The following is a 25,750-nucleotide window of genomic DNA, read 5'->3' on the forward strand; positions in this document are numbered from 1 at the left end:
AAGCAAGCCGTCTCATCCCCTTTCATTACCGGAATTGCTCCGGATAAAATCCCTTGGCCAGGGTTTTTACGGCCCGCACATTGCGAACTCCTTCAAAAACGTCGGAAAGGGGAAGGACAACAAAGCGCTCTTCACGCACCGCTGTCACATGTTTCAGAGCCGGGTTTTCCTTGATCGAACGAATCTTATCCTCTGCCGAATGATGACCGTAGTCATTAATCACGATCACTTCCGGATTTCGCTTGACCGCCTCTTCCCAGCCAACCTCCGTCCAGCTTTTATTCAAGTCGCTGAAAACATTTTTGCCGCCGGCCAGGGAGATAAGTTCCGTTTCCAGACTGTTCCCCGTCGTATAAAGCCCCTTCTCTCCGCTGTCATAAACCAGAACGCGAACCGGCTTTTCCCGGTCCCCTACTCGGTTCTGTACCTTTTGGATATCCGCTTTCATCTGACGGATCAGTTTCTCCGCTCGAGACTCCACATCAAAAATCCGTCCGAGATTGCGAATGTCTTCGTAGACATCCTCCATCCCCGGATGTTCAGCATAAGTCCCTTGAACCACATACGCCGGGATGCCGCTGTCCGCCAATCGCTCAAGTGATCCCGCCTTCTCGTCGGTGAAGGCACTCAGCCTTCCGATGACAAAATCCGGTTCCGCTCCCAGCAACACTTCGAAGGAGGGGTATCGCTCCGCCAAAACCGGGATTTGATCGTATGGCTTTTGAAACCGGGGCAGAATCTCATCATCCAGATAAGCGGTGCCCGCCATCCGCTCCTCCAGGCCCAGTGCCAGCATGATTTCTGTGGTGTGCTGGTTTAAACTGACGGCCCGTTGCGGGATTTTCTCGAATTGCAGTGTTCGATTATAATTTTCCAGAGTGACCGGCCGCTTTGACGATTTCAGTTGTGAATCATCGGAATCAGGTTTTGAGGATACGGCGCTACACCCCGCCGACAGAGAAGCCGCGGCCATCACGGCGGCGGAACAGAGAAGCAAAGATCTTTTTCCGATGGCGAAAGGTCGATCAGCCATTCGTCGACTCAACCGCCTCCGGTGGCCTCCGCAAAATAACGATACAACAGCACCGATCATCAACCGTATCAATCGCAAGATTCACCCTCCCATCGTTGATAGAAGCATCCACACCATAAACAAAGCTCCAACCGGAAAAGTTGGAGCTTCTGTGTACACAAAAAGTCAGACGATCATCAGGGATTCATCGCCATTCTCTGTTTGACACCTCTCCTCTCCGCGAAGGTTTCCGGTGCGGCATGCCGGGTAGGTCTCCTGGCTTCCGGGTCATCACCTTCCTTCGCCTTCCCCGGTCATCCAACCGAGTGGCATCGAGGAAAGAAGGCTATCCGGTTACAGTGGCGGGACCGCTCGGGATTTTCACCCGATTCCCTGTTACCCCCTGCTTCAACAGGGGCACCCGACTGCATCGGATATTCATTTTTTTCTGCCCTATTGATTTCTATAATGGATGGAAGAAATCCTTTATCAACAAAACCGTGAATCCGGATCCGGGTAACCGGCATCAAACAAGGTCCAATCCTATCATCCCTGTTTGTATCAAAAGGACAATAAAACCATACATTCATTTAAAAAATTAATTAATACGTGCAAATCATCAGAAAATATGCTATCATGCCAAAGAAAGCTTTCTATCAACCCCTATTTATGATAAAAATAACACATAGGTCCATGAAAGGTGGTTGGATTATGAGCACCATCGCCGTACACGAGATCGGCGAAATTATCCGAAAAGTAAGGAAGGAACAGGGACTTCGCCTGGAAGACTTGGCGGATGAAAACATCTCCCCCGCCACCATCAGCAATATCGAACGAGGCGTTCCCCATGTGAACCAGGATAAAACAAAGTATCTCATGAAAAAACTGAATATTGACATGGACCGTCTTCCCGAATTGATGATGAGCGAGCAGGAACAACTGGAAAATCTGAGGTTTGAACTCTTTTCTATTCAAAGCCTGCGGGATACGGGAGACGCGGACCAAGCGCTGGAGGAGTTGAACCGGCTGGAACTCGATGATTCGCATCCCCTGGCGGCCACTTATCATTATCTGAAGGGAAAATGCTTCTACAGCCGAAAAAAATGGAAAAAAGCGGAACGCTCCTACTACAACGCCATCCGGCTGGCCAACCAAAACTCCTATGATAAAACTACAAACATCGAGGCTGTCAGTTTTTTAGAACTTGGTCTTTGCAGCTATACTCAAAACGACTTAAATCAAGCCTTACAATATACACATAGTTCGAAGGATGCCTTTGTTCAAGGCGGAGAGCGACCTTATATCTGGTATGTTGCCAATTTTAACGAAGCACTCTTCTTGGAACGGTTGGGTCGTTTGGCCGAAAGTATGAAAGTGATTCATGAAATCTGGGATTCCCTCGTTCATACGGATAAAATCGAAACCGTCATCTCCTTTTACTGGTTGCGTTCCGAACTGTTGCGTCGTAACGGTCTACACGACGAAGCAATCGATTACGCCATGCAGGGGTTGGAAAAAGCGAGGCAAAACCTAAGCTACAACCTCATCTTTGAACTGTGGACAGTCCTGGGAAGTACTTATATGGCCAAAGAGAATTGGAATGCCGCCAAAACCTGTTTTAATCGGGCTCTTCATCTAAAAGGGAAATTCACCCAAGAACAAAGATTTGTGACCACATATGCTCGGTTAGGTCAATTGTATATGCTTCAAGAAAAGTGGGACGAGGCGTATGACGTGATCAGCCAAGCCATTTTAGTCGGAGAAAAATACGATGACGCACCCAAGCTGACCTATGCCCTTCAAGTAATGGGAGATTATTATCGCACCCGAGAGAAAAAAGAGAAAGCCATCCCTTATTATCAAAGAGCTCTTGAACTGGCCCAAAAACACAACTACAAAAAGAAAAAGTACAAAGCCCTCTTCCGACTGGCGCAATGTTGGGATGGGTTGGACGAGGAGGAATTTCAGAAGCATACGCATAATATGTATTTAGTACAGCAAGAGCTCCAAAGAGAGGAGGGAGATTCCTTTGAGGAAGTGGAGTAAAAAAACAACCGTATTTTTGTCATTTGCAGTTATCATTTCACTGTCTTTCCTGACCACTCTTGATCATACACCGAATATTCAAGAAAAAAATACCGCCGTCCACTTCGATGAACCGATTGAAAGTTAATTTTTAGCCGAGCGATTCATATCGCTCGGCTTATTTCAGCCTAAGATTCCGATATCGATAAGAGACTATGAAATCGTCTCCAGATACGCCAGCAATTCTTCCCGATTGGTATCCCTCCAATAATCCGGGAGACGAATCAAGGTTGAACAAGCCCTCTTTTTGTAATTATACTTCCGAGCCAAGGCTAGAGCCCTTTCGTAATAAGGGATCCCCTCCTCCATCCTCCCCTGAACCTGATAATAATCTCCCATCACCTGCAGAGCATAGGTTAACCGAGGAGCATCCTCATACTTCTCTCCGGTAGCGATCGCCTCACGGATAACCCGACCAGCCTGCTCCCACTTTTTTTGCTGGGTGTACAATTTTCCGAGACGAGCGAATGCAGTAATAATTTTACATTCGACCATCGGATCGTCAAACAGCCTGTCCTTTAAACGGAGAGCGTGATTAAAACACCGTTCCGCTTTAAACCAGTCCTCTTTGGCCATGTAGGTGCTCCCCAACACTGTCCACAAATCGAAAAGAAGAGGAGTGTGTCCGTTAAGCCGAGCCAATTCCAATCCCTTGATGGCGAAAGTGACCGCTTCATCATAGACGCCGGATCGACGCAATATTTCGGAACGAAGATAGTAAAACGTAATCACGATATCCTTTTTTTCCGTCTGATGCACCCCCTCCCATGCTTTTTGGATCACTTGCATGCTTTCCGCTAACTGACCCAACCTTTCATAGTAAACCGCTTTGTTGATATGAAGAAGCCACCAAGCATATGATCGCTCACCGTCGTGCTCATAAACGTCCCATCCTCGATCGGTATATCGAATCGCCTGAACCAAATCATTTTGGAAGAAGGCGCATAACCCCAATTCAATGAAGCTTACAGCCTTGATATTGCTTTTTTTACTGTAGGCATGCTCGTGATGATGGGAGAAGCGAATCGCCTGATGAAAAAATTTTTCAGCTTCCTTCCATTTTCTTAAACTTAAATAACATTTCCCCTTTAAATAATGGAACATCGCAGCATAGGGGTGAGAAGCCTCTAGCTTTAGCCGGTTCAGGTGTTCCAATGCCAGTGCCGCATCTCCGGTATCTCGCAAGAGCTGAAGGGATTTTAATTCAAACTCCAGTTCCTTCAAATCCTGTTGTTCTTTCATCATTAACCGAGGCAACCGGGCCGGATCGATTTTTAACTTTTGGATCAAATAATGGGTTTTCTCCGGCTTAACATGGGCAAACCCCCGCTCGATGTTGCTGATGGTCGCGATGGAGATCTGTTCATCGGCCAAGTCTTCCAGCCGCCATCCTTTTTCCTTCCTGACCTTTCGAATCATCTCTCCGATTCCTTGTACCCCTGTACTATCCACACGGATCCCCTTTCCCTGCGTGATTCAAACCCATTGTATCTAAAATTCCAAAAAAGGAAAATAGAAAATTGATTAACAAAAGATCCCCCTGTCCGGAAAGAAAGGGGGATTCCACTCGATTAACCTTCTTCCTTCAACCGATCCAATTCGCTTTGCAGACGGCGGATCTCCGCCTGCATCCGCTCTTTTTCTTCCTCTTCCTCCGGTTCTTCTTCTCCCATCAGTCGGGCCAGCTGTAATTCCAGGGCACGGATGCGGTTGGCGATATCCGGATTCTCCGGGATGGTCTCGGAAGATTCCCGCCGTTCCAGGTACTCCGCGTAGCTTCCCGGATACAGGTGAACGCGCCCTTCTTCAATTACGGCGACCCGGTTGGCGATTTTACGAAGCAGATACCGGTCGTGGGAAACGAGAACCAGACTCCCGGGGTACCCCGCTAAGGCCTCCTCAATCCGCTCCCGGGCGGGAATATCCAAATAGTTGGTCGGTTCATCCAACACCATCAGATGGGCCCGGGAGAAATAGAGCGTGACGAAGGCGACCCGACACCGCTCCCCCATACTCAGCTCCGAAATTTTTCGGAACACCTCATTTCCGGGGAACAAAAAGGAAGCCAGAATGTTGCGGGCCTCGGCCCGGTCCATCCCCGGCAATCGAAGCAGGGTGTCCAACACGGTATCTCCCGCATGGAGCTCGTTCAGCTCCTGGGCGAAGTAGCCGATAGAGAGAGCCGGATGCCGGCGTACCTTCCCTTCATCGGGTGACAGCTGACCCGTCAACAGGCGGATCAGGGTGGTTTTGCCGCTGCCGTTGGGACCGATCACCGCCAGCCGATCGCCCCGGGAAAGGGTCAAATTCACCTCTTCAAACAGCGGTGACTCCCCATATCCGAAACCGAGGTTCTCCGTTTGGATCAGGTTTCGGGCTTCAAAGGTCCCTTCTTCGAAGCGGACCCGGATCTTTTTTTCCTCCCGGGGACGCTCCACTTTCTGTTTTTCCAGGCGTTCCAGTGCTTCTTCCTTGGCTTTGAACCGACTGCGATTTTTATTGGCTTTCTTTTTCAGAAACGGATTTCTCTCACCGGCGGCGGAGTGAGCTCGATCAAACCACTGCCGATAGCGGCGGATCGCTTCCTCCAGCCTTTTCCGCTCTTGTTCCTGTTTTTTATAAAGCGCCTCTTGGGTACGTCTTTCCCGGTCCCGTTCCCAGGCAAAAGCGGAGTATCCCCCCGGGTACCGCTTGGTCCCCTCGGCAGTTAATTCGACGGTGGCGTGAGCCACCCGGTCGATCAACCAGCGATCATGGGAGACCAGAAGCACGGCCCCTTTATAGGTGAGAAGCCACTGTTCCAACCAAGTCAGTGTCTCATCATCCAGATGGTTGGTCGGTTCGTCCAACAACAGAAAGGAAGGATTTCCGACCATCAACCGGGCCAGTTGAGCCCGTGTTTTCTGGCCTCCGCTCAGCCGGTCAAATGGGATGCTCCACTGTTCCGCCCCCAATCCCAGCTGAACCGCCGTCCGTTCTACCATGGCCTCCCATTCGTACCCGCCCAGGGACTGGTAGCGATCCAGTGCCGCTCCGTACCGTTGAACCGCCTCCGGATCGGCATCAGCGGATTTCATCATCTCCTGCTCCCAACGGAAAAGTTCCGCCCGGGCCCGGGCCAAATCCGGAAAACCGGCACGGATAAAATCCAATACCGTCATCTCACCCGGCACATCCGGCTGTTGCTCCAACAAACCCCAGGCATCGACAGGCAAACGGCGATGAATCCGCCCCCTGTCCATCGGAATCCGACCGGTCAATCCCCGAAGCAGAGTCGTCTTACCCGCTCCGTTGGCACCGATCAGAGCGACTATCTCCCCTTCCCGAATCTCCAGATCCACTTGGTGAAAAAGCTGTTGGCCGTGATATTCCTTGGCCAACCCTTCCGCTTTGACCACAAACATGTCGCATCCCTCCACGCGTCCTTTTTCCGACAAAAAAAGCACAGGCTACTGCCTGCGCATCATCGCGTGGGGATTATGCATCGAAATCGAAGCCCCTCTGAAACCGGGGGCTTCGCGGATCGTCCATTCTGGTGGAGTCTCTGAAAAAGGACATACTTGTCCCGACCGCTCCGCGCGAAGCAGAGTCCGTGCACCGTATAAGGTTCATGAGGCACTATCGGTCGAAACGCATGTCGATCCTTTTGATTCCTCCGTTTCGGTTTCTTTCGTTTATTATACTATATCACTCCTGTAATCACCAACACAAAAAACACCACTAGCAACGCATTTAAAACATGGCGGATCGGACGTTCCACTTTTTGTTCAAACCGGGTGCCTTTGATTTTCTCCCCCACTTTCCCTTTTCCCTCCACGATGACGGTCAGGATCACCAGGAGCGGAACCACAGGGATAATGACGGACTTGACCCATTCGATGTGGAAAAAGAAAGAGAGGAAACCCAACCCGGCGACCAGTAGCCAAACCGTGTATTTCACCAGGAACCAGGCAAATATCCCTTTTGCCCGATCGCCGAACAACTCTCGGAATTCTTCTCGAATCGTCTCCATCGCCCCCTCTGTTTCCCAAAAGCATAACATACCCGGGGAAGACCTAGTAGCATTGTGAAATCGAGAGCGGCAGCATTTACCCGAAGCCGCTCCCAATCTTCCTGCTGTGGGCAGGGGCAAACGCCTGCGGATGCAACACAAAGATGCTTTTGCGTAACCGCCCTTGCAGGCTGGTTCTCCGCTGGGCAGAACAGCGTCCTTTACTTCGGGCGCTAGCCCTTCAATTCTGTGGTGCCCGTGGGTGCAAAGTCGCTATTTCGCGTAAACACTTCTCCTCTCCTTAACCAACATTCACAAGACTTCTAGTGTCCCTTCAAGCCTTGATCTGCTGGGTATCGCGGGCAAAGGGCGGGGTGCCGGAAATCACGTCCCCAGCTATGTTCGTTTACCTTACGTCTCCGCCCGGGCCGTTTTTCCCAGCTCCTCCCCCAGGCTGAAATAGTGGCGGAAGTTGTAGATCAGAGGCCGCCACTGGTTGGGATCGATATAGTGATCCCCGAGGATATACGCTTCCCGGGCATGAACCCGCCGAGTTTCCGTTTCCACGACGGCAAACCACGGATGGTTTTCCGGAATACGGATATCTTGAACCGATGCTTCGATCTGTAAGGGACATTCGGCGATCCGAGCGGGACGGACTTTCTCGGATTCGCAGGGGGTCAGCTTCGCCGCCGAAAACTTGTCCTTCTCATAGCGGAATCCGAGCTCTTTTTTAGAAGAAGGCACCGGAGTTTTGCCCGTGAGAAGCGCTAACCGTTCCACATGCCTCCACAGAGACGGGTCGGGCAAATTGATCACACACTCGGGATATCGCTTCAGGTTTTCCAGCCCTTTTCCACCACAGCCGAGTCCCAGTACCAGACAGGAACCCAAAGCCCAAGAAGAAGAAATCGGGCTGATGTTCGTCGTCCCATCTTCGTTGCAGGTACTCAGCAAAACCACCGGGGTTCCATAATATAAAATCTTCGGCTGAACGGTACGGTGTTGCAGGGTCATCATTCGCTCTCTCCTTTATTGATGGATCCTGAGGCTCCCATCGATTATAATGGACCCAAGTTTCGATATAGATCGAAATATGAATTGCAAAGCAAAGGAGGGTTGATGAATGCACCCTGACACAGCGAAAATCGCCCGGCTGGTCGGCGACCCCTCCCGGTCGGCGATGTTGATCGCTTTGATGGATGGTCGGTTTCACACCGCTAAAGAGCTGGCTTGGGCGGCAGGGATCACCCCTCAGACAGCCAGTTTCCATCTGCGAAAACTGGAAAATACCCGTATCCTTCAGGTGGAAAAGCACGGACGCCATCGGTATTATCGGTTGTCTGACACTGACGTCGCCCATTGGATGGAGTCCTTGCTCCGGGTTGCTCCTCTGACTCCCGTCCGTTCGCTCAGACAATCTTCCCAACAGCGGGCTCTCCGGGAGGCACGGACCTGCTACGACCACCTGGCCGGGAAGGTGGGGGTCGAGCTGACGGAAGGAATGGTCAACCGCGGGATTTTGGAAGAGGAGGGCACCGATTACCGGATCACTCCCGCAGGGGAACATTTTATGTACCGATGGGAACTGGATCTCACCGTAATCCGGAAAAAACGGCGTTCCTTTGCCCGGTGTTGCCTCGACTGGAGTGAAAGGAAACACCATCTGGCGGGAGCTCTGGGTCATGCCGTACTCAACCGCCTCCTGGAAACCGACTGGATTCGGCGCCTCCCGTCAACGCGAGCCGTTCAAGTTACCGAGAAGGGAAAAGAGGGATTGCGTGAAGCGTTTGGGCTGGATCTGTGAGATTCAACAGGCGCCGTGACCGCCGCCTTGGTCCAGAAACTCCAGTGAATGAAGCAAATTGTCCTGGATGTACAAAGTCGAAAAAGGGGCTTAAGAAATATTTTTACTTTCTTTCTGCTCTTATCTGTTTCTTTTTATTGCTGAATACAGTGTAGATGAATTTTCCTGTTCAACGGATCAAGTCACCATCAAGTTCCCTGACGTTTTTTCTCCATAGAAAAAAGCACCTACTTCAGGTGCTTTTAAAATGCTGGTTAGAAATCTCATTCATAATCTGAATCAATCATATTCATAAATTCAGTAAAATGATGAGCTACAAATTTAACAGCATTAAATACAATAGGGATTTAGTTTTCCTGACTATTTCTGTAATCAAAGCAATAAACACTGTCACTGCCATCAAAAGCAAACGGGATTAGCCCTTTATACCCAGAGTCGCTATCTATTAATATCTCACGCATTTCTTTTATTTCATTGATGTGCATGAAACGATCAAAACGACCGTATTCTCCTTTATCGAAAAACAGAGTAACATTCCCTTTAGCTTTTTCTCCACTAAAGTTTTTTAACGTCCATTTCACCAACAATCATTCTTATTTACTTACTTCATCTTCCATATTTTTGAATACAGTATAGAGGAATTGTCCGGTTCTTCTGCTGACACTTGCTGTTGCTTGATAATACGGACTTATAGAAGGGAGGTCCTGATCAAACTTGATTATCGGTAGTCCGTAAAATACATTGCTTTCGTCATCTAATTCAATTCCCCACCGAACTCCTTTCAAGTTCTTTCGATATACCTCCCCGATATATCGACCGATAGCATCCAAGTTAGGGAATTGATCTTTTGACTTTAATTCTTCCGCTGAACTGTATTGCTTTAATAACCAATTTTCAAGAATGTTCAATGAAGAAGGGGAGTAATCGAGATTCCCCGGGAACTTTTCTATAAAGTCCTCAAGAACATCATCCATGTCAAAAAGCCAATGCTGAAACCTCTCCTCCTCGGTTTCTTTTTTCATTACTTTTCCCCCCTCTTAATGATTTGGTTGATACAGTCGATATGAGCCTGGATACCCGCGATAAAAAGCTTTTCCATCGCCGTGGTATACAACATCGCCGCCAGTAAAGCCCCTACGGCCATCATGATCACATACTCGACCGTAGGAGATCCAGAACGATCGCATAGGTAGTAAATTCAATGACTCGTCTATCTCCTTTTCAGGAAATAATTAGTAATCCTATTGTACCTATTTTCAATAGACGAATTAATAGTAAAAAAGGATTAAATTACAATAAAAAGAATTTAGCACCGAACTACACCCGGAACTTGTTCGATTTAAACTCGGAATCATGCTGAAAATCAAAATACATATTTCCCATATAAAGAATCCTAACAATGGATGCATAGTCATAACCCGAAAGACATCCCATTATTTCATTCACGCGAATAAGGGCGGGGATAAACCCGACCCGAAGTCTGTCGGAAGGGATTATACCGACTCCGTATGGGAAGAAGTCTCCCGCACCGCCGGTTTCCGCTGGAAAACCGTCAACAGAACAAAGGTAAACAGCGTAGCGGAGATCAGGTAGAACAACCCCCCGCCCCCGACGCTTTGAATCAGCAAACCGCCGGCATAAGGACCGGTCATGCACCCGACTGCGAAATGGACATTAGCCAGGGCGTTAGCCTCCGGCAAGTATTCCTGGGGCAACAAGTCCGCCATATAAGCCAACCCCAGGGAGTACAGAGAACCCAACAACCCGCCGATCAGAGTGAATAAAACCAGCAGAAGCACCGCATTCCCCATGACTGCCGGGATCGAGGCCATTCCGACAGCTCCGAACAGGCACGTGCCCCCCAGAACCAAACGACGGCCCCATCGGTCGCTCAACACACCCAGCGGTACCTGAAATAACAGGCTTCCATACAAAAAGGCACTGATCAGAACCGATACCCAAGCGGTATCCAGCCCTTCCCTCAAACCGTAGATGGGAAAACTCCCGGATAACGAAGCCTCCAGGAAACCGTATACAAACGCCGGACACAGAGCCACAAAAGCCCACCGGTAAATCCGGGGCACTTTTCGCCGTCCCCGCTCCTTACCGGGTAAAATCACCGGCTTGGCTTCTTTCAACCGGTTTACCCCGAAAAAGACCCCGCACAGCAGGAAGCCCATCACCCAAAAGGGGACTGCATCTCCCCAAGCGAGTAAATTGATCCCCAGAGGACCGATCCCGAAACCGATCCCAAAAGCCAAGCCGTACAGGGAAATCCGCCGCCCCCGCAGATGCCGGGGGCTGTCACTGGTGATCCAAAGCTGGGCGGCATATTGCAGAGCGCAATCTCCCACTCCCACTAAAAAGCGCAACAGGAACCAGGAAGAAAAGCCCTTCCAAACTGGAAATGAGAAGAGGCTGAAAATCGTTACCATCAGCCCCGCGACCATCACCCGCCGGTAACCGAAACGGCGCACCATCGGTCCGCACAGGGGAGTCACAGCCAAAATGCCCAAATATAAAGATGCGGCATTGAGCCCGTTTAAACTGGAGGAGATGCCCTCATCTTCTAATAACGTAGCCAAAAGCGGCAACAGCATTCCCTGATTCAGAGCCGCCACCGCCACCACAGCCAACAGAACGACAAAGTTACGGTTACTCAGATCCTCTTCCACCTTTCTGTCAGGAGCATGGATGCGGTTGGAACAGAACCATGCGATGAGATATACCCTGAACCCTGTGTGACAGGAAACACCCCGTCAAAGCCCTTAACGGCTGAGCGACGGGGTGTAATGGTTGGCAGTGTTTCTGGAGAGGAAACCACTTCCTCTCTCCATAAGTTACACAAAAATCCGCCTCTTCTCAACACTTTTTTCTACACCTTTAAGCCATCGGATTCCAAATCCTTTGCACATGATGGCTGTTGCCGGACTGTTTGGGGGGACGTTGTGTCTGACGCTGGGAATGGGAGGATGGAGATGGTTGATAGCTCCACTGTCTGTTTGGTGGTTCCTATGGTTTGGAGTGGGTTTGATCGGACCCTTGTTGGCGATTCCCTATATAACGCTACTACAAGCTGAATCCCCGTCCAATATGGTGGCACGGTTCACCGCAGTCGCCCATGCTCTCCAGAATTCAGCCATGCTGGTATCCCCCATGGTTGGAGCTGGAGCTTTCCTGGCCCATGAGATCGGTGTAGAGGGAGTTTTTATCATAGCCGGTGCCGCTTTCGTTATCATTTTTACCCTTGACTCCACGCTTCCTTGATTAAGAATGATTATTCGGTATTTGATTCGCTCCCTTTATTATATCAATCATGGATATGGAAACGATGGAGATGAATCAATTGACACCTGATCCCCCAATTCCTTATAATACCCATAGGTGTACTTGTATTTCATTTTAATAGGGAGCTATCAACCATGCAATATTCGGATGATATGAAACGACGCTTGCGACGAATCGAAGGACAGATTGGCGGAGTTTTACGGATGATGGAAGAGGAAAAATCCTGCAAGGATGTGGTCTCGCAACTTTCCGCTATTCGTTCCGCTGTCGACCGTGCGACAGCTTATATCGTCAGTTACAACCTGGAACGTTGTATCCGGGAAGAAGTGGAAAAAGGAAAGGACGGAAATACAGAGCAAATGGTCCAGGAGGCAATGAACCTTCTGGTAAAAAGCAGATAAGAAAAACAAGCGGATTCCCCTTCGAAGGAGAACCCGCTTGTTTTCTTGTAACGGTTCGTTTGTTTCACCCAGTTTTGAAAATCGTTAAAAGACCCTTTGTCCGTGGATTGCAACTCCATAACCTGACCGGTTTCCAATTCGATTCCTTTTTTCGCCCATACGATCGGCATCGGACAAGATAAACCTTTAGCGTCGATGACACAATCCGCTTTCATGACATTCCTCTCCTTTGAATATTCTTATGCCTGTATCATCCGATGGCACAGTTGTTAGGGCCGGTTTCCATATCGATAGCTTCTTCGTCACCCACCTGTTTACGCCCGCCGTTCACTTGCAGGATGTTTTCATAATTAGGCGGAGTCTCCGGTAAGTTTTTGATGACGGCTTGAAGGAATTGACCTTGGTCCCGGATCTGCATCACGTCGCTCCGCTCGCGAATCCGGCCCAAGGTGTCCCAAACCGCACCATTCTCATCGATTTCCTCAATACCGGCATAATGGCCGGGAAAAACCACGATATCCTCCGGCATTTCCCCCAACCGGCCGAAAATGGTTTCGAAGAGCATTTTCCCTCGGACTTCGGGATTTCCACCCAGATCAGGCCGACCGGGTCCTCCTACAAAAAGGGTATCTCCGGACAGAAGATAACGGTCCTTCACCAACAGGGAGACACTTCCCGGCGTGTGTCCCGGAGTCTCTAAAGCGATGACCTTAACGTCGGCTTCCCCGAACAAAACCCCATCCTGTTTCTCCAGCCGTTTATAGTTATGGAACAAATCCTTCGCGTCCGCTGAGGAGATATAATAATCGGCCCCCGTTTTTTGCGCCAGTTCCTGAGCACCGGAAATGTGATCGGCGTGCATATGGGTATCCACGATTGTAGTAATGCGGGCCCCGTCTTCCTCCGCCCATTTCATGTATTGATCCACATGTCGATTGGGGTCCAGTACAAGTGCTTCATCCCCCGAAATCATGAGATAAGAAAGACAACCTTTAGCCGGCCGCCGCACCTGATATAGCTTCAAATTTTCCGCTTCAATCACAGGGGTACGGTGATAGACCTGACTCCAAGCTCGCATTCCCCCTTCCAAGGAGGCGACGTGATATCCCTGGTCGGCCAATATTTCCGTCACCATTTGGGAAGAGACACCCTTGGCGCAAACGATAATCACTTCCGACTCCTTGGGCAGGTAGGGTTCCCCCGCCTTTTTATTATCGAGGAAATCGAAATAGGGAATGTTTAGCGTACGAACCGTTTTCCCTTCGATTTTCCAATAGGCATAGTCTTCCGGGTTTCGCACATCCAGGATCAAAATGTCGTCCCTGTTGTCCGTTTTATCCCGCAATTCTTCTGCGGTTATGGTTTTGAACGCCACTCTTTATTCCTCCTTTACCGTTTTCGAATCCCGATCTGACCGTCGCTCCTCTAACTCTTCAGGGAGGGGGGGAATGCGCTTATCTTGAGCGAAGCGTATGGCATCGGTTCCCGTACTTGAACAATTCCATAATACATATAGGGGTATATGTATGTCAATCGATTCTCTTCATGCATAAATTTTACCTCGCTTATAACCGACACACGCCTTGAACCATTCGATCATACGATATCCCGTCATCCAAGGAAGAGGAGAGTGAGGATCATTGAATCCCTATACTCATCATCCACTCAATCCGTATTATGACCCTCTACAGACTCATGCACCGGGAGTAAGGGGAAGATTCAGTGAAGGTACCGATGTGATCCGTGATATTGCCAGGGCAATCAGCGGTCAATACAATGCGATTACCTGTTACGAGAAGTTAATCCGTTTGTCCCCCAAGGAAGATGAACGGAAGCAGATCATGGAAATCCGTCAAGACGAAATCAATCATTATCACGAATTCACCCGGATTTACGTCCGTCTGACCGGACAGTCACCACGGATCAAAAAAGAAGAATGCCCGGACGATTATAAAAAAGGATTGGAATTCGCTCTGAAAGACGAACAGCAAACCGTTGACTTCTATCTCGATATCGCTGATAAAGCCAGAAATCCCGCCGTTAAAAGCGCCTTCATCCGCGCCGCTCAAGACGAGCAAAACCATGCCGTTTGGTTCCTTTATTTCTGGACAAAGATCATCCATAAGTCGGAATAACCACGAACAGCCCTTAAACCGTGGCTCAAACTTTTTCAAAAAGGTCTTCATGAATAGCGGCACTATGATTGACAATATGGACAAACAGGTATATGTATTTTTGGGCATATAAAAGGGAGTTGTGTACCGCCTAAGCGACTTTTGCCATTCTACCCAGCGGAGAATCTGGAGGGAGGACGTTTAGGGGCAACATTGCAACGGGAGCCGTGGCGGTACACAACTCCCCACCTAAAAAAAGAGTTTGAAAGAACAACTTCCGGAATGGACCACTGTTCATATCTATAACTATAATGTCCCCATGGATCGACTATTGGCCCAGAAAAAAATGCAAAACCACTTAAAACAGAGTCCATTTTCTGCTTTGGCTACTTCGGACTCCGTTTTGAAAGTGGCTACTCCAGCGGTTTTTATTAATGGGGAACTAATAAGTTATGCATCCGAATTGAATGAGAAAAGTATATGGCTAGCGATCACAGAAAAACAAGAAGTATAAAAAAGAGTCGCCCCGTATCCGGCGTCTCTTGTTTGTAGCCCTCCTGCAATAAAAAGAGTGCAAACATTCAACTATATCGATTCCTTCAATCCTGGCGAAACACGGACGAAGTTTTGTATAAACCCTAACTTCCGATACGCTTAAATTATCGAAAGTTAGAGTTTAAGACCGTAAACAAACCCCAACCTCAAGAAAGTCTCTGATTCTTACACATTGATGTCGCCGACAAACATTTTTTCCGTTTTTTAAAAAGGAGGGTCCACCAACTGCATCAATATCGTCAGTCAATGACTGGCACCGAACCTATACCTCACATATACATCTCGGTATTTCCCTGCTGTCTGAGAAAAAACCCGGCTCCCTATCCGGACAGGAGGCCGGGTAAGGAAACCCTCCATCGTCTCTCTCGCCTCCGCTAGAGTCCATAACTGTTCCCGGTAATTGAAATCGAAGCTGACCGGGATGCCCCGCAGGGGGCTTCCTGCGCCGCTTGAACGGCCACCTCTTTAGCGGTCAAACTATAAGAGCCGCTTCTCAGCGGCCTTTTTTAAGGGGATCTTCGTTTCATTCGGGGTTGCGTAACGGATCGTAAGGGGCCAAGTCCAAGGCAGGCGATTCTCCCAAAGCAAGGGAGGCGGCCAGGCTTCCGACATACGGCCCCATCGTTAAACCGGAGGGGCCGAGGCCGGTAGCCATCACCAAGCCGGAGAGTTGCGGGGCCGTACCAAGCAGGGGCAAAAGGTCCCGAGTGACCGGGCGAAAACCGATACGCGTCTCGTAAACGGTGCTGTCCGCCAGTCCCGGTGCCACCGCCAGAGCTTCATTCAGGACTTCCGCCATCCCTCCCGCCGTGATTCGGTAATCGAATCCGGTATCATCTTCTCTGGTCGCTCCAACCACCACCCGGGAATCGTCAAACGCCAACATATAGTGACTGCCCGTCGGCAACACGACCGGCCAGCGAGAGGTATCGATATCTCCCAGCAGTTGCAAATGCATGATTTGTCCGCGCTGAGGAGCGACGGGAACCTTCACACCGAGCGGCTCTAACATTTGCGACGCCCATGCCCCCGATGCCGCCACGACCGCATCCGCTTCGATCTTCTCATCATGTACACGAACCCCGAACATGCGCGAATCGGCCATTTCCGGTTGAGCGTCACCCTTTCGCACCTGGACACCGTGTTTCCGAGCGGCCCGTTTCAGTGACTCTCGCAGCAAGTGACCGTCCACTCGAGCGGCCCCTGTGATATGAACGGCCCCCAAATCTCGATCTAGAGGCGGAAAATGCCGATTGGCTTCTCCAGGTTTCATCCGGGTGATGTCGCCGATTTCAGGCGCCTCGGTTTTGCGCGTATAAGCCTGTGCCTCGATCCTGTCCAGCTCCTCGGTGTCCCGGCTGACTGCGAGAGCCCCGACTCGGCTGAAACCAAAATCGACTTCCCCATCTTCACTCAGCTGAGAAACGAGCCGATGGTAGTATCGGGCACCGGCACTGGCCAGCCGGTACCAATCTGCATCCTCGGAACGGTGGGAGATCCACGGGGAGACAATCCCCGCCCCCGCCGCTGTCGCCTGGCCCTGATCCTCCCGATCAACCAACACAACCTCCGTCCCCTGTTTCGCTAAAACATAAGCCGCACTGGCACCGACAATCCCCGCCCCGACAATAACAACCTTCATTTTGAGCCACCCACTTTCTGTAACATCCATGAAAACAAGGACTGCTCGGCAGGTTCCATCCATCCCGAGACTGCCCGTTCCTGTTTTCATTCCTTGGAGATAGATGTGTAACACGGCGGGACCGATCAGCTGGCACCATATGAGAGAGATGTTTCAATTCCTCATAGGTAGTTCGGTAACTGCGTCGCCGGCGTCGTCTTGGTCAAAGCAAAAGGGTTTCAATTCCTCATAGGTAGTTCGGTAACTCCAGAAAAGCCCATAACTAAGCTGTTTCCCTCTATCCATAAAGTACAAAAAAATCCGCCTCTTCTCAACTCTTTTTTCCCGTTTTCCCTTTAAGGACAAGGATTCCGCCGATATTATGAACGTCGTCGATCCCCCGAGGTTTTTACCTTTACTGGACATCGACGACTATTTTGGGTTGCGAAAAAAGTTCATCCACAATAGAACCCCAGTATTCCGCTGCTTGCTGTGATGATCGATTACCTTCAAAGTTTCTATTCGTTTCTTCTCCCTGTATATATTTTTCGAGCGGCGGGGCACACTATGTACATAATGTACATAGTGATGATAGTATGAAGGAGGTGGAGGTGGAATGATTATGCAAATCGTAAACGCAACAGATGTAAGGCGGGAATGGGGACGGTTTATCGATGATGTAGTCAGAGAGCGGCCGAAAGCCATACAACGCAACCGTGACCGTATTTTAGCTTTGTCTATGGCACACGCACAGGAGCTGCTAAAAGACATCCGATTCCGATTAGAATACGAGCAGGAACCCGACGGATCGGTTAGCGGATCATTAGAAGGCTTCGACCTAGTGGATCATGCACCAACGGTGGAAGCGTTACGGGAATCATTGGCCGATCAGTTAATAGAATACGCAGAACGATACCTCGAGGAATTCAACCTTTACTTCAACGCCCCTAACCGTCGCACCCATTTTCCGTATGTATTGCGTGTCCAACTGGCAGAGAACAAAGACGAAGTGACCGGGTTAATCGAATATGCCGACCCCGCGTGAGCATGAACGCTTTTGCAGGCGTGACGGTTGGGAACGTGTCAGGGGAAAAGGGAAACATCACAAGTATTACCGAAAGGTCATGCCGGATGGATCGGTGAAAGAAACCCAGATATCACACGGCAATAAGGAATATAGCCCAGGTATGTGGCGAATGATCTTAAAGAAACAGCTACAGGTGACAGAAGATTATTTCAACAAAATAAAGTAATGGGCAGAAAAGGGGTGGCGATGTTGGCCACCCCTTTTCTGAAATGTGTATATTGTTCGGGGTTCACGAAACCCGGACGGCCTTGTTATGGGTTCCTCCACTTTAAAATATTCTGGGGATGAAGGCGGTAAAAGACCCGAAAAGGTAACTCAACGGTAGAGGCATACCGGATCTTGGGCGATGCTTCGTATAAATTCCTTCATAGGTAGATCGGTAACGATGATGACGGAAACATTTACGCAGGTGGCGTGTCAGAGTTTCAATTCCTCATAGGTAGATCGGTAACGTTTCAATCCATCTATCGAGGTTCGTGCCCGGGTGATTGGTTTCAATTCCTCATAGGTAGGTCGGTAACGTGAGGACGAAAAACCGACCGAACCGCTGTGGATGCAGCGGTTCGGTCGGTTCTGTCGGATCCACAATTCTGTACTCGTGTCAGGATTCCGGGAGGAAGACCAATTGGAGGATGAATAACACCATGAACAGGTACAAGAGGGGGTGGACTTCGCGAAAACGGCCCCGCATCACTTTCATTAACGGGTAGGTGATAAAGCCGAAGGCGATCCCAGTGGCGATGCTGGAGGTCAAGGGCATGCTCAACATGACGATGAAAGCCGGGAAAGCTTCATCGAAGTCTCCCCAACGAACCTCGGCCAGTCCACCCATCATCAGAGAGCCGACGATGATTAAAACAGGGGCTGTGATCGCCGGGAGGTTGGCAATTAGGCTGACGACCGGCTCAAAGAACAGGGTTCCCAGCATCAACAGGCTCACCACCACCGCCGTCATACCGGTCCGCCCTCCTGTCGCCACTCCAGTGGAGGACTCCACGTAAGCGCTGGTCGGACTGGTACCCATCACCGCTCCGGCGCTCATTCCCACCGCATCCGCCAACAAAGCGGGCTTCATCCGGGGAAACGTGCCATTTTTCATCAGTCCCGCCTGTTCCGCCACCCCGATCATGGTTCCCGTCGTATCAAACAAGGTTACCAACAGAAAGGCGAAAACAACTGCGTACAACCCGTGCTCAAACATCTGGGGAATAGAAACAACAGCCGTTCCAAAAGTAGGAGCCATGCTCGGGGGCAGGGTCACCCATTGATCCGGCATTTCCAACAAGCCAAAAACCCCGGCTAAAATCGCCGTCAACACCATCCCGACAAACAAAGCTCCCGGCACTCCCAGGGTCATCAGGATCAGGGTGATGAAAAGCCCGGACAGGCTGAGAATCGTCACCGGATCGTGGAAATCGCCCAACCCGACCAGATTCTCTTCATTACCCACGATAATCCCGGCGGATTTCAGTCCGATAAAGGCGATAAACAACCCGATCCCCGCCGTGATTCCGAACTTCAGACTGGATGGTATCGCCTGGATCAGCTTTTCCCGAAAGGAAGTCACAGACAAAGCCAAAAAGATCAAGCCGGCGACAAAAACCGCTCCCAATGCCGCTTCCCACCCGATCTGGCCTTGACCGACAACACTATAAGCGAAATAAGCATTTAATCCCATTCCCGGAGCAATCGCGATCGGGTAGTTAGCAAACAGTCCCATAATCAATGTACTGAGGACGGAAGCCAACACCGTAGCCACAAACACCGCACCGAAATCCATCCCGGCATCCTTCAGGATAGCCGGATTGACCACAACGATATAAACCATGGTCAGAAACGTAGTAATACCGGCCAAAATTTCGGTCCGAAGGTTCGTTTCTTTTTCTCGAAAACGAAAAAATCGTTCCATATGGACCCTCCTAAACAGCTAAAAACGAACAATACAACCTACATGTTAAATATTAATCGTTTTTTAACAATCATACAACCCTATTTTCCCTTCCCCCACCCTGATCGGAGATGTTAATCTATTCTTATACACTGAAAAGTCCAGTGCAAAAAGCTTTCATGATCTTAAGGTGAAGGGAGATTTGTCAGTGAACTGGTTGGCACCGCTGATTACCTCCGGAATTATTATTGTCATCGCTTTTATCGTTTATGGCGTATTGAAAGGGATTGTCTCCCGTATTGTGGAACAGCGCATGAAAAAGCAGACGGACACCCCGGCTCCGCGCATCGATACGATGAAGTCGCTTCTCACCAGTGTCATCGGCTATGCGATCTTCTTTATCACCCTCGTCGCCATCCTGGACCAGTTCGGTGTCAATCCTACCGGAATCATCGCCAGCGCTGGAATCCTCGGTTTGGCGATCGGTTTCGGAGCACAAGGATTGGTCAGCGACGTGGTCACCGGATTTTTCGTTCTGGTGGAAAACCAGGTGAATGTCGGAGAGTACGTGACCATCAACGGCTACTCCGGTGTCGTGGAAGAAACCGGCCTGCGGGTGATAAAAGTGCGCGGGTTTAACGGCGATCTTCACTACATCCCCAACCGGGAAATCGGGTCTCTGACCAACCACTCCCGGGGCAACATGCAGGCTCTGGTGGACATCGGCATCGCCTACAATGAAAACGTGGATCAAGCGGTTCGCGTACTCCAGGAAAAGTGCGATCAGGTCAAGGAACAACTCCCCTCCATCGTCGAGGGTCCCAACGTTCTGGGCGTTCAGCACCTGGGTTCTTCCGACGTGGTTATCCGTATTCTGGCCAAGACGGAAAACGGCGAACAGTGGGCTGTGGAACGAACCCTGCGCAAGGAGCTGAAAGAAGCCCTGGATACGGCGGGGGTCGAAATTCCTTTCCCCACGCAAACCCTCGTTCACAAAAACGAAAAAAGCGATTAACGGATGCATCAAAATCCCCCTGCCGACTCAGGGGGATTTCTTGTTCACGGATGGGATGCTCCAGGCTCTCGCACAAACAAACCGCCTCCGGGATCGGCCTCCAACGGCTGAATCATCGCCCGTCTACAAAATCTTTACAAACCCTTCATTTTCTCTTAGCACGGATGCGTTACATTGAAATCAGCGGTAACCCCCTTTACCGTATCCAGCATGAACCCATCCCTCAGTGGATGGGTCCATTTTTTGTATCGAGATGATTGAAATCCAGGAAAAGGATTGCTACCCTAACTAAGAGTGTGACCGACTCCATCCGCTGTCACCATCGCAGTTTCTGAGGGTCTATCCGGACTCGCTGTGGGAGGGATCTTCAATGTCCGGCTCTTCGTCCCGTGAATTCCTTCCGGAAATCCATTTCCTGCGGGGGCTTGCCTGCCTGGCAGTGCTGACCGTCCACGTCACTGCTTCTTACTTCTACGAAAACGGACAAGTATGGAATGATTGGCTGCTCCTGCTGAACCAGCTCGGTCGGTTTGGCACCCCGATCTTCGCCGTTCTCAGCGGTTTCCTGCTGTTCTACCCCTTTCGCGGAAAAGCCTTCTCTCCCGCACGGTTTGCGAAGTCCAAACTAGTCAAAATCGTCTCTCCCTTTTTGATTTGGGGAATCCTATATTTTACCCTCACTCTTTGGACCAACCCTTCGGCTCCTGCGATCACTCCCCTTCGATTGATCCATGTCTTTGTATTGGGCCATTCCTTTCACCATCTTTATTTCATGTCGATCGTAATCCAGTTTTATCTCCTGTTTCCCTTCCTTCTGCGCCGTTTGAACAGCGGAAGGGCCTGGATCACGGCACTGGTTGTATCCGGGGGAATAAACGCCTGGTTTCTGTCCCTGAACGCAGAGGGACTGTCAAAATGGATGGAAGCCCTTCTGCTGGAACAAGCCTTTTTGCCCTCCTGGATTTTTTATTTTATCTTTGGCGGGTGTCTGGCTTTCTACTGGAATCGAATATCCTCTTGGCTGGTCCAAGGACGGAGCCTTCTTGTCCTCCTCAGTCTGCTGGTGATCCTCCTGGCAGTTTGGGAGTATCAGACCTTCGGCCCGTATAGTTCCAAACGCCTGTCCAATCTGATCCACATTCCTTTGCTCAGCTTGACAGGGTTGGCCGTTTACGGCGCATGGTCGGTACGCAGGCGATGGGTTCAGCCGATTCTCCGAGTGGGTTCTCTCGGCTTCGGTATTTATCTGGTACACCCCCTGGTCATCTTCGGCGTTCATCAAACACTGCCGGAGATCGGGTGGAACCCCGCATTCTATCCCGCAGTCTGGATCTTAGTCCTCTTCGGTTCGATCCTGTTGGTCCAGGGAATCCGTCGCCTTCCCGGCTCCCGCTACCTGCTGACCGTCCCTCCCATCCGCGGTGCGAGAAAAACCGATTTCCGCCGCCGGACCCCTTCCCTTCCCGCTGATGGCAAAACAGATGATATAATAGAGAAAACCGACGACAAGGGGGATGAACATGTACCATTTGACCGTGTACAACCATGAGGGAAACAAACTGTACGACGAGGGAATCCAAGCCGATACCGACAATGAAGCCAAAGAAAAAGGGCACGCCTTTCTCGGAGAGAAGGAGGCGACCTCTTATCCCTTCCGTCTCTTCCACGTCACCGGAAGATTGGTGGAGTTTCAAAGCCACAAAGGAAAGAAAGCGAAGGAAAAGGCCTAAACAGGGAAGCGGCGGAGGTGTTGTTCTTCCGCCGCTTCCTTCTCTATTGGATTACGGCAAACAGGAAAGAGGGCGATATGCGAATGGCCGCCCCCGTCACCTCTCGGTATGGGGAGCGGCCATCACCGAATCATCGGGCAACGGTAACCGTCGCCTCCACCTCCAAACGGACATTACCTCGAAGGGCATTGGAAATCATGCAAGTCTGTTCCGCCCGTTCAGCGGCTCCTTCCACATATTTCACCTGTTCCTCTGTGGCAGCTGCATCCAAAACCACAACAGGTTTATGGGTGATACTTTCAAATTTCAAACCCCGATCCTCGCGAACACCGCCCACGGTTTTCAAGCTTAATGAAGACAAGGGAATTCCTTTCCGTTCGATCATGGCCGCCAGGGTGATGATATAACAGGTGGCGGCGGCACCGATCAACATCTCATCGGGGTTGGTCCCGATCCCCGGACCGTCCATCTCCTCGGGAATGGAAATTTGGGTATTCAGATGGCCGGCGGATATTTTTCCTTCTCCGTTACGGCCTCCATTCCACTCGGCTGTCAGATGAAACTCATGTCTGGGCAATGATTCCTCCACCTTTCTGTATCCAACATCCGACTCCTTTCCCATTTTACCAGATGGAGCGTAATCGGCCTCCCAGAGGGGACCGCAAAAGTCCGACTTCTCCCCTCAGGTCAGACGGCGGATGAATTCCTCCGTCTCCCGCTGAATTCGATCTTTGTCGTTATCCAAAGTTGCCACGTGATAAGAATCTTCCAGTTCAATCAACTTTTTGTCGGAGGATGAGAGATCGTCGTATATAAACTGAGAATTGGACGGCGGCACCACATGATCTTCCTTGGAAACCAGAATCTTTGCCGGGCAAGAGACGGCAGGTACTTTCTCTTTGGTAAGAGCCATCAATTTGACAATTTCCTTGAAAGACTGGAGCGGCACCTTTTCATAGGAGAGTTCCTGTACACCGTCCGCTTTGATATCCGATCCGATCGCTTCCAGAAATCGCGGCTCCTCCCAGTCAGTCACTTGTTCCATGTCCGGAATTTCAAGCGCTGCATTAATCAGCACCATGCCCTTCGTTTCCGGATAACGGTGAGCCAGATGCAAGGCCAAGGTTCCCCCCATGGATAAACCGACGACAAAGATCTGCGAACATTTCTCCTGAAGCATCATATAACCGGCTTCAGCCGATGCAACCCAATCCTGATACGAAGTTGTCTCCATCTCCTTGTAATGGGTTCCGTGCCCTTTCAGACGCGGTCCATACACTGTAAATCCGCATGCCGCCAAATATTGACCCAATTCCCGCACACTGTGAGTCGTTCCCGTAAAGCCGTGCTGAACCAACACCCCGATCTCATTTCCCGGAAAATAAAAAGGTTCAGCTTCCTTCATCACCGTATACGTCTCTTCCACCGGGACCAACCTCCTCACGGTCAGGATTTCATCTTCAATCTGATTTCGCAGTAAAGGAATAAAATCCTCCATTTTTTTCGGGTGGCACAAAGTCATTTGACGGATAAAGCTCTCATCGAGAATCACCTCGATCACAGTGTCTTACGGAAGACCGATAGAAAAAGCCCGGCGGAATACCGGGCTTTCTCACTTAGAGCGAATACATCTCACCGAACTTGTTTTTCAAATACCGGATATAAGGATCGATCGTCAACGGAGAACCCGTCGCCCGCTCCGTCAATTCCTGAGCGGTAAACTTGCTGCCGTGCCGATAGATGTTTTCCTTGAGCCACCCATGCAAGGTGTCGAACTTTCCTTCTCGGATCTGGTCGGGGATTTCCGGATGGGCCTTCAATCCCGCTTCATAATACTGGGCACTCAAGATGTTGCCCAAGGTATATCCCTGAAACATACCGCCGATGATGCCCATATGCCAGTGCACATCCTGCAGGACGCCATCCGCATCGTCCTTCGGGGCGATCCCCAGATCGGAGCGGTACCGTTCCCGCCAAACCTCCGGCAGATCTTTAATGTCCAATTTTCCTTCCAACAGCGCCAATTCCAAATCAAAGCGGATCATCACATGGAGATTGTAGGTCAACTCATCCGCCGCCGTACGGATCAGGGACGGTTGTACCTTATTCACTGCCCGGTGGAAGGTATCCAGGGAGACGGAACCGAGCTGTTCCGGAAACACCTTTTGCAGCTTGGGATAAAAATGCTCCCAAAACCCGCGGCTGCGACCGACGATATTTTCCCAAAGACGGGACTGGCTTTCGTGAACTCCCGGAGAAACGCCCTCAGCCAACGGAGTCCCTTCAAAATCCATCGAAATCCCCTGTTCGTACATGGCGTGTCCGGATTCGTGAATCGTACTGAACAGCGCTTCTCCCAGGTCATTTTCTCTCACCCGGGTGGTAATCCGTACATCACCCAGGGAAAACTTGGTCATAAAGGGATGGTGGGTCTTATCCTGACGCCCCCGGTGGAAATCGTAACCGAGTTGCCGGATCACATCCAAACCGAAATCCCACTGGGCCGTCTCGGGATACCATTGCTTCAGACAGGAATCATCCACAGGCTCCTTTTCCGCCACCGCTTGAACCAAGGGCATCAACTGCTCCCGCAGCTCGCCGAACAGTTGGCGAAGTGTCGAAGCCGTCACCCCTTCGTTATCATAGTCGATCAGAGGATCGGCGATATGTTCGTACCCCGGAAAATACGCCGCCAACTCCCGACTATACTCCAATGTCTTCTCCAGATAAGGACGAACCTTGGAGAAATCGTCGGCAGGCCGGGCTTCCATCCATACCTGATACGTCTCCGCCTGGTGGCTGATCAGCTTTGACATAAAGGATGAGGGAACTTTCGTCGCCTTTTCGAATTTCCGACGGGCCGCCCGGATCAATCCCGCATCGTCGGAATCGTAAGGAAGGCTTTCCTCATAGGGCTGCAACTGTTCCAACAGCCGACCGATCCGGGAATCCGTCATTTTCTCGTGAGCCAGCCGCTCCACAATCGAGGACTGCCGCCCCCTCGCCGCCGCTCCTCCACCAGGCATATAGGTCGATTGATCCCAATGCAGCAGGGCACCCACATGTTCCAAATCATAAACTTCCGTCAATAACCCCTTTAATTCATCCAGCTTTTCTTTCAATCCTCAAACCTCCTAAAAATGTTGAAACAACAGA

Annotated in this window: 25 protein-coding genes, 1 pseudogene and 1 riboswitch; of the genes and pseudogenes, 10 read left to right on the forward strand and 16 right to left on the reverse strand. The window is 50.4% G+C overall.

Features of this window, described 5'->3' with window-relative positions:
- Positions 1–25: 25 nt before the first annotated feature.
- On the reverse strand, positions 26–1,111 hold the full coding sequence (locus tag CHM34_RS11975; RefSeq protein WP_240511996.1) for an ABC transporter substrate-binding protein: 1,086 nt from the start codon (positions 1,109–1,111) through the stop codon (positions 26–28).
- 150 nt (positions 1,112–1,261) lie between these two features.
- Positions 1,262–1,451: riboswitch (cobalamin riboswitch) on the reverse strand.
- Positions 1,452–1,723: 272 nt separating this feature from the next.
- Between CHM34_RS11975 and CHM34_RS11980 the strand changes: the two genes are divergently transcribed.
- Positions 1,724–3,058 carry a helix-turn-helix domain-containing protein gene (locus tag CHM34_RS11980; RefSeq protein WP_094264854.1) on the forward strand — a complete coding sequence of 445 codons (1,335 nt, stop codon included), beginning with the start codon at positions 1,724–1,726 and terminating at the stop codon, positions 3,056–3,058.
- A gap of 192 nt (positions 3,059–3,250) precedes the next feature.
- Here the strand turns inward: CHM34_RS11980 and CHM34_RS11985 are convergent, their stop codons facing one another.
- The 4 genes from CHM34_RS11985 to CHM34_RS12000 all read right to left on the reverse strand — a co-directional run bounded on the left by CHM34_RS11985 (position 3,251) and on the right by CHM34_RS12000 (position 8,108).
- A complete protein-coding gene (locus CHM34_RS11985; RefSeq protein ID WP_141201699.1) occupies positions 3,251–4,516 on the reverse strand; it encodes a helix-turn-helix domain-containing protein in 1,266 nt (421 codons plus the stop codon).
- A gap of 152 nt (positions 4,517–4,668) precedes the next feature.
- Positions 4,669–6,501 (reverse strand): ribosomal protection-like ABC-F family protein, encoded by a 1,833-nt coding sequence (gene abc-f, locus CHM34_RS11990; RefSeq protein ID WP_094264856.1) that lies wholly within the window; start codon positions 6,499–6,501, stop codon positions 4,669–4,671.
- A gap of 278 nt (positions 6,502–6,779) precedes the next feature.
- The gene (locus CHM34_RS11995; protein WP_094264857.1) at positions 6,780–7,109 is read right to left on the reverse strand and encodes a hypothetical protein; all 330 of its coding nucleotides are present in this window, start codon (positions 7,107–7,109) and stop codon (positions 6,780–6,782) included.
- Positions 7,110–7,499: 390 nt separating this feature from the next.
- Positions 7,500–8,108 carry a flavin reductase family protein gene (locus CHM34_RS12000; RefSeq protein ID WP_240511997.1) on the reverse strand — a complete coding sequence of 203 codons (609 nt, stop codon included), beginning with the start codon at positions 8,106–8,108 and terminating at the stop codon, positions 7,500–7,502.
- A gap of 106 nt (positions 8,109–8,214) precedes the next feature.
- Here CHM34_RS12000 and CHM34_RS12005 point away from each other — a divergent pair, with 106 nt between their 5' ends.
- Positions 8,215–8,895, forward strand: coding sequence for an ArsR/SmtB family transcription factor (locus CHM34_RS12005; RefSeq protein ID WP_094264858.1), 681 nt, complete (start codon positions 8,215–8,217; stop codon positions 8,893–8,895).
- Positions 8,896–9,242: 347 nt separating this feature from the next.
- On the opposite strand, the gene CHM34_RS12010 is transcribed toward CHM34_RS12005, so the two are convergent.
- The 4 genes from CHM34_RS12010 to CHM34_RS12020 all read right to left on the reverse strand — a co-directional run bounded on the left by CHM34_RS12010 (position 9,243) and on the right by CHM34_RS12020 (position 11,615).
- Positions 9,243–9,476, reverse strand: coding sequence for an SMI1/KNR4 family protein (locus CHM34_RS12010; RefSeq protein ID WP_094264859.1), 234 nt, complete (start codon positions 9,474–9,476; stop codon positions 9,243–9,245).
- A gap of 12 nt (positions 9,477–9,488) precedes the next feature.
- Complete coding sequence (locus CHM34_RS12015; protein ID WP_094264860.1) at positions 9,489–9,917, reverse strand: hypothetical protein; 429 nt, start codon at positions 9,915–9,917, stop codon at positions 9,489–9,491.
- Complete coding sequence (locus CHM34_RS19985; RefSeq protein WP_276207702.1) at positions 9,917–10,042, reverse strand: hypothetical protein; 126 nt, start codon at positions 10,040–10,042, stop codon at positions 9,917–9,919. Before CHM34_RS19985 ends, CHM34_RS12015 begins: the two co-directional genes overlap by 1 nt.
- Positions 10,043–10,388: 346 nt before the next feature.
- Positions 10,389–11,615 carry an MFS transporter gene (locus CHM34_RS12020; protein WP_500690234.1) on the reverse strand — a complete coding sequence of 409 codons (1,227 nt, stop codon included), beginning with the start codon at positions 11,613–11,615 and terminating at the stop codon, positions 10,389–10,391.
- A gap of 262 nt (positions 11,616–11,877) precedes the next feature.
- On the opposite strand from CHM34_RS12020, the gene CHM34_RS12025 reads away from it, so the two are divergent.
- Complete coding sequence (locus CHM34_RS12025; protein ID WP_094264862.1) at positions 11,878–12,162, forward strand: hypothetical protein; 285 nt, start codon at positions 11,878–11,880, stop codon at positions 12,160–12,162.
- Positions 12,163–12,317: 155 nt separating this feature from the next.
- Entirely contained in the window at positions 12,318–12,584 is a 267-nt protein-coding gene (locus tag CHM34_RS12030) for a metal-sensitive transcriptional regulator (RefSeq protein ID WP_094264863.1), read from the forward strand.
- Between the two features lie 53 nt (positions 12,585–12,637).
- Here CHM34_RS12030 and CHM34_RS19850 read toward each other — a convergent pair.
- Both CHM34_RS19850 and CHM34_RS12040 read right to left on the reverse strand, forming a co-directional pair.
- Positions 12,638–12,799: pseudogene (locus tag CHM34_RS19850) on the reverse strand (sulfurtransferase TusA family protein); the annotation flags it as partial.
- 35 nt (positions 12,800–12,834) lie between these two features.
- Complete coding sequence (locus CHM34_RS12040) at positions 12,835–13,959, reverse strand: MBL fold metallo-hydrolase (RefSeq protein ID WP_094264865.1); 1,125 nt, start codon at positions 13,957–13,959, stop codon at positions 12,835–12,837.
- Positions 13,960–14,320: 361 nt separating this feature from the next.
- On the opposite strand from CHM34_RS12040, the gene CHM34_RS12045 reads away from it, so the two are divergent.
- Positions 14,321–14,719, forward strand: coding sequence for a ferritin-like domain-containing protein (locus CHM34_RS12045; protein WP_240512016.1), 399 nt, complete (start codon positions 14,321–14,323; stop codon positions 14,717–14,719).
- 1,057 nt (positions 14,720–15,776) lie between these two features.
- On the opposite strand, the gene CHM34_RS12050 is transcribed toward CHM34_RS12045, so the two are convergent.
- Positions 15,777–16,895, reverse strand: coding sequence for an NAD(P)/FAD-dependent oxidoreductase (locus CHM34_RS12050; protein ID WP_094264866.1), 1,119 nt, complete (start codon positions 16,893–16,895; stop codon positions 15,777–15,779).
- 595 nt (positions 16,896–17,490) lie between these two features.
- Here CHM34_RS12050 and CHM34_RS12055 point away from each other — a divergent pair.
- Entirely contained in the window at positions 17,491–17,919 is a 429-nt protein-coding gene (locus CHM34_RS12055; protein WP_094264867.1) for a RelB antitoxin-like protein, read from the forward strand.
- Entirely contained in the window at positions 17,903–18,127 is a 225-nt protein-coding gene (locus tag CHM34_RS12060) for a type II toxin-antitoxin system HicA family toxin (protein ID WP_094264868.1), read from the forward strand. Before CHM34_RS12055 ends, CHM34_RS12060 begins: the two co-directional genes overlap by 17 nt.
- Positions 18,128–18,562: 435 nt before the next feature.
- Here CHM34_RS12060 and CHM34_RS12065 read toward each other — a convergent pair whose 3' ends face one another.
- Entirely contained in the window at positions 18,563–19,870 is a 1,308-nt protein-coding gene (locus CHM34_RS12065; RefSeq protein ID WP_094264869.1) for an NCS2 family permease, read from the reverse strand.
- 187 nt (positions 19,871–20,057) lie between these two features.
- Here CHM34_RS12065 and CHM34_RS12070 point away from each other — a divergent pair, with 187 nt between their 5' ends.
- The 3 genes from CHM34_RS12070 to CHM34_RS12080 all read left to right on the forward strand — a co-directional run bounded on the left by CHM34_RS12070 (position 20,058) and on the right by CHM34_RS12080 (position 22,594).
- Positions 20,058–20,864: a mechanosensitive ion channel family protein gene (locus tag CHM34_RS12070; RefSeq protein WP_094264870.1), complete on the forward strand. Its 807-nt coding sequence runs from the start codon at positions 20,058–20,060 to the stop codon at positions 20,862–20,864.
- A gap of 370 nt (positions 20,865–21,234) precedes the next feature.
- The gene (locus CHM34_RS12075; protein WP_094264871.1) at positions 21,235–22,413 is read left to right on the forward strand and encodes an acyltransferase; all 1,179 of its coding nucleotides are present in this window, start codon (positions 21,235–21,237) and stop codon (positions 22,411–22,413) included.
- On the forward strand, positions 22,385–22,594 hold the full coding sequence (locus CHM34_RS12080) for a YhzD family protein (protein WP_240511998.1): 210 nt from the start codon (positions 22,385–22,387) through the stop codon (positions 22,592–22,594). The genes CHM34_RS12075 and CHM34_RS12080 overlap by 29 nt, the downstream gene beginning before the upstream one ends.
- Before the next feature lie 130 nt (positions 22,595–22,724).
- Here the strand turns inward: CHM34_RS12080 and CHM34_RS12085 are convergent, their stop codons facing one another.
- From CHM34_RS12085 to CHM34_RS12095, 3 genes are all read right to left on the reverse strand, one after another.
- Positions 22,725–23,171: an SACOL1771 family peroxiredoxin gene (locus CHM34_RS12085; RefSeq protein WP_094265043.1), complete on the reverse strand. Its 447-nt coding sequence runs from the start codon at positions 23,169–23,171 to the stop codon at positions 22,725–22,727.
- Between the two features lie 105 nt (positions 23,172–23,276).
- Positions 23,277–24,020, reverse strand: coding sequence for an alpha/beta hydrolase (locus CHM34_RS12090; RefSeq protein WP_206093797.1), 744 nt, complete (start codon positions 24,018–24,020; stop codon positions 23,277–23,279).
- Positions 24,021–24,210: 190 nt separating this feature from the next.
- Positions 24,211–25,716, reverse strand: coding sequence for a carboxypeptidase M32 (locus CHM34_RS12095; protein WP_094264873.1), 1,506 nt, complete (start codon positions 25,714–25,716; stop codon positions 24,211–24,213).
- Positions 25,717–25,750 lie beyond the last annotated feature (34 nt).

The sequence above is a fragment of the Paludifilum halophilum genome, from assembly GCF_002245355.1.
Lineage (GTDB): Bacteria > Bacillota > Bacilli > Thermoactinomycetales > DSM-45169 > Paludifilum > Paludifilum halophilum.

Excerpts from the sequence above, each read along its gene's own strand:
- CHM34_RS11980 (WP_094264854.1), top strand. The coding sequence starts at position 1,724 with ATGAGCACCATCGCCGTACACGAGATCGGCGAAATTATCCGAAAAGTA.
- CHM34_RS11985 (WP_141201699.1), bottom strand. The coding sequence starts at position 4,516 with ATGATTCGAAAGGTCAGGAAGGAAAAAGGATGGCGGCTGGAAGACTTG.
- abc-f (WP_094264856.1), bottom strand. The coding sequence starts at position 6,501 with ATGTTTGTGGTCAAAGCGGAAGGGTTGGCCAAGGAATATCACGGCCAA.
- CHM34_RS11995 (WP_094264857.1), bottom strand. The coding sequence starts at position 7,109 with ATGGAGACGATTCGAGAAGAATTCCGAGAGTTGTTCGGCGATCGGGCA.
- CHM34_RS12000 (WP_240511997.1), bottom strand. The coding sequence starts at position 8,108 with ATGATGACCCTGCAACACCGTACCGTTCAGCCGAAGATTTTATATTAT.
- CHM34_RS12005 (WP_094264858.1), top strand. The coding sequence starts at position 8,215 with ATGCACCCTGACACAGCGAAAATCGCCCGGCTGGTCGGCGACCCCTCC.
- CHM34_RS12015 (WP_094264860.1), bottom strand. The coding sequence starts at position 9,917 with ATGAAAAAAGAAACCGAGGAGGAGAGGTTTCAGCATTGGCTTTTTGAC.
- CHM34_RS19985 (WP_276207702.1), bottom strand. The coding sequence starts at position 10,042 with ATGATGGCCGTAGGGGCTTTACTGGCGGCGATGTTGTATACCACGGCG.
- CHM34_RS12030 (WP_094264863.1), top strand. The coding sequence starts at position 12,318 with ATGCAATATTCGGATGATATGAAACGACGCTTGCGACGAATCGAAGGA.
- CHM34_RS12050 (WP_094264866.1), bottom strand. The coding sequence starts at position 16,895 with ATGAAGGTTGTTATTGTCGGGGCGGGGATTGTCGGTGCCAGTGCGGCT.
- CHM34_RS12055 (WP_094264867.1), top strand. The coding sequence starts at position 17,491 with ATGATTATGCAAATCGTAAACGCAACAGATGTAAGGCGGGAATGGGGA.
- CHM34_RS12060 (WP_094264868.1), top strand. The coding sequence starts at position 17,903 with ATGCCGACCCCGCGTGAGCATGAACGCTTTTGCAGGCGTGACGGTTGG.
- CHM34_RS12065 (WP_094264869.1), bottom strand. The coding sequence starts at position 19,870 with ATGGAACGATTTTTTCGTTTTCGAGAAAAAGAAACGAACCTTCGGACC.
- CHM34_RS12075 (WP_094264871.1), top strand. The coding sequence starts at position 21,235 with ATGTCCGGCTCTTCGTCCCGTGAATTCCTTCCGGAAATCCATTTCCTG.
- CHM34_RS12080 (WP_240511998.1), top strand. The coding sequence starts at position 22,385 with ATGTACCATTTGACCGTGTACAACCATGAGGGAAACAAACTGTACGAC.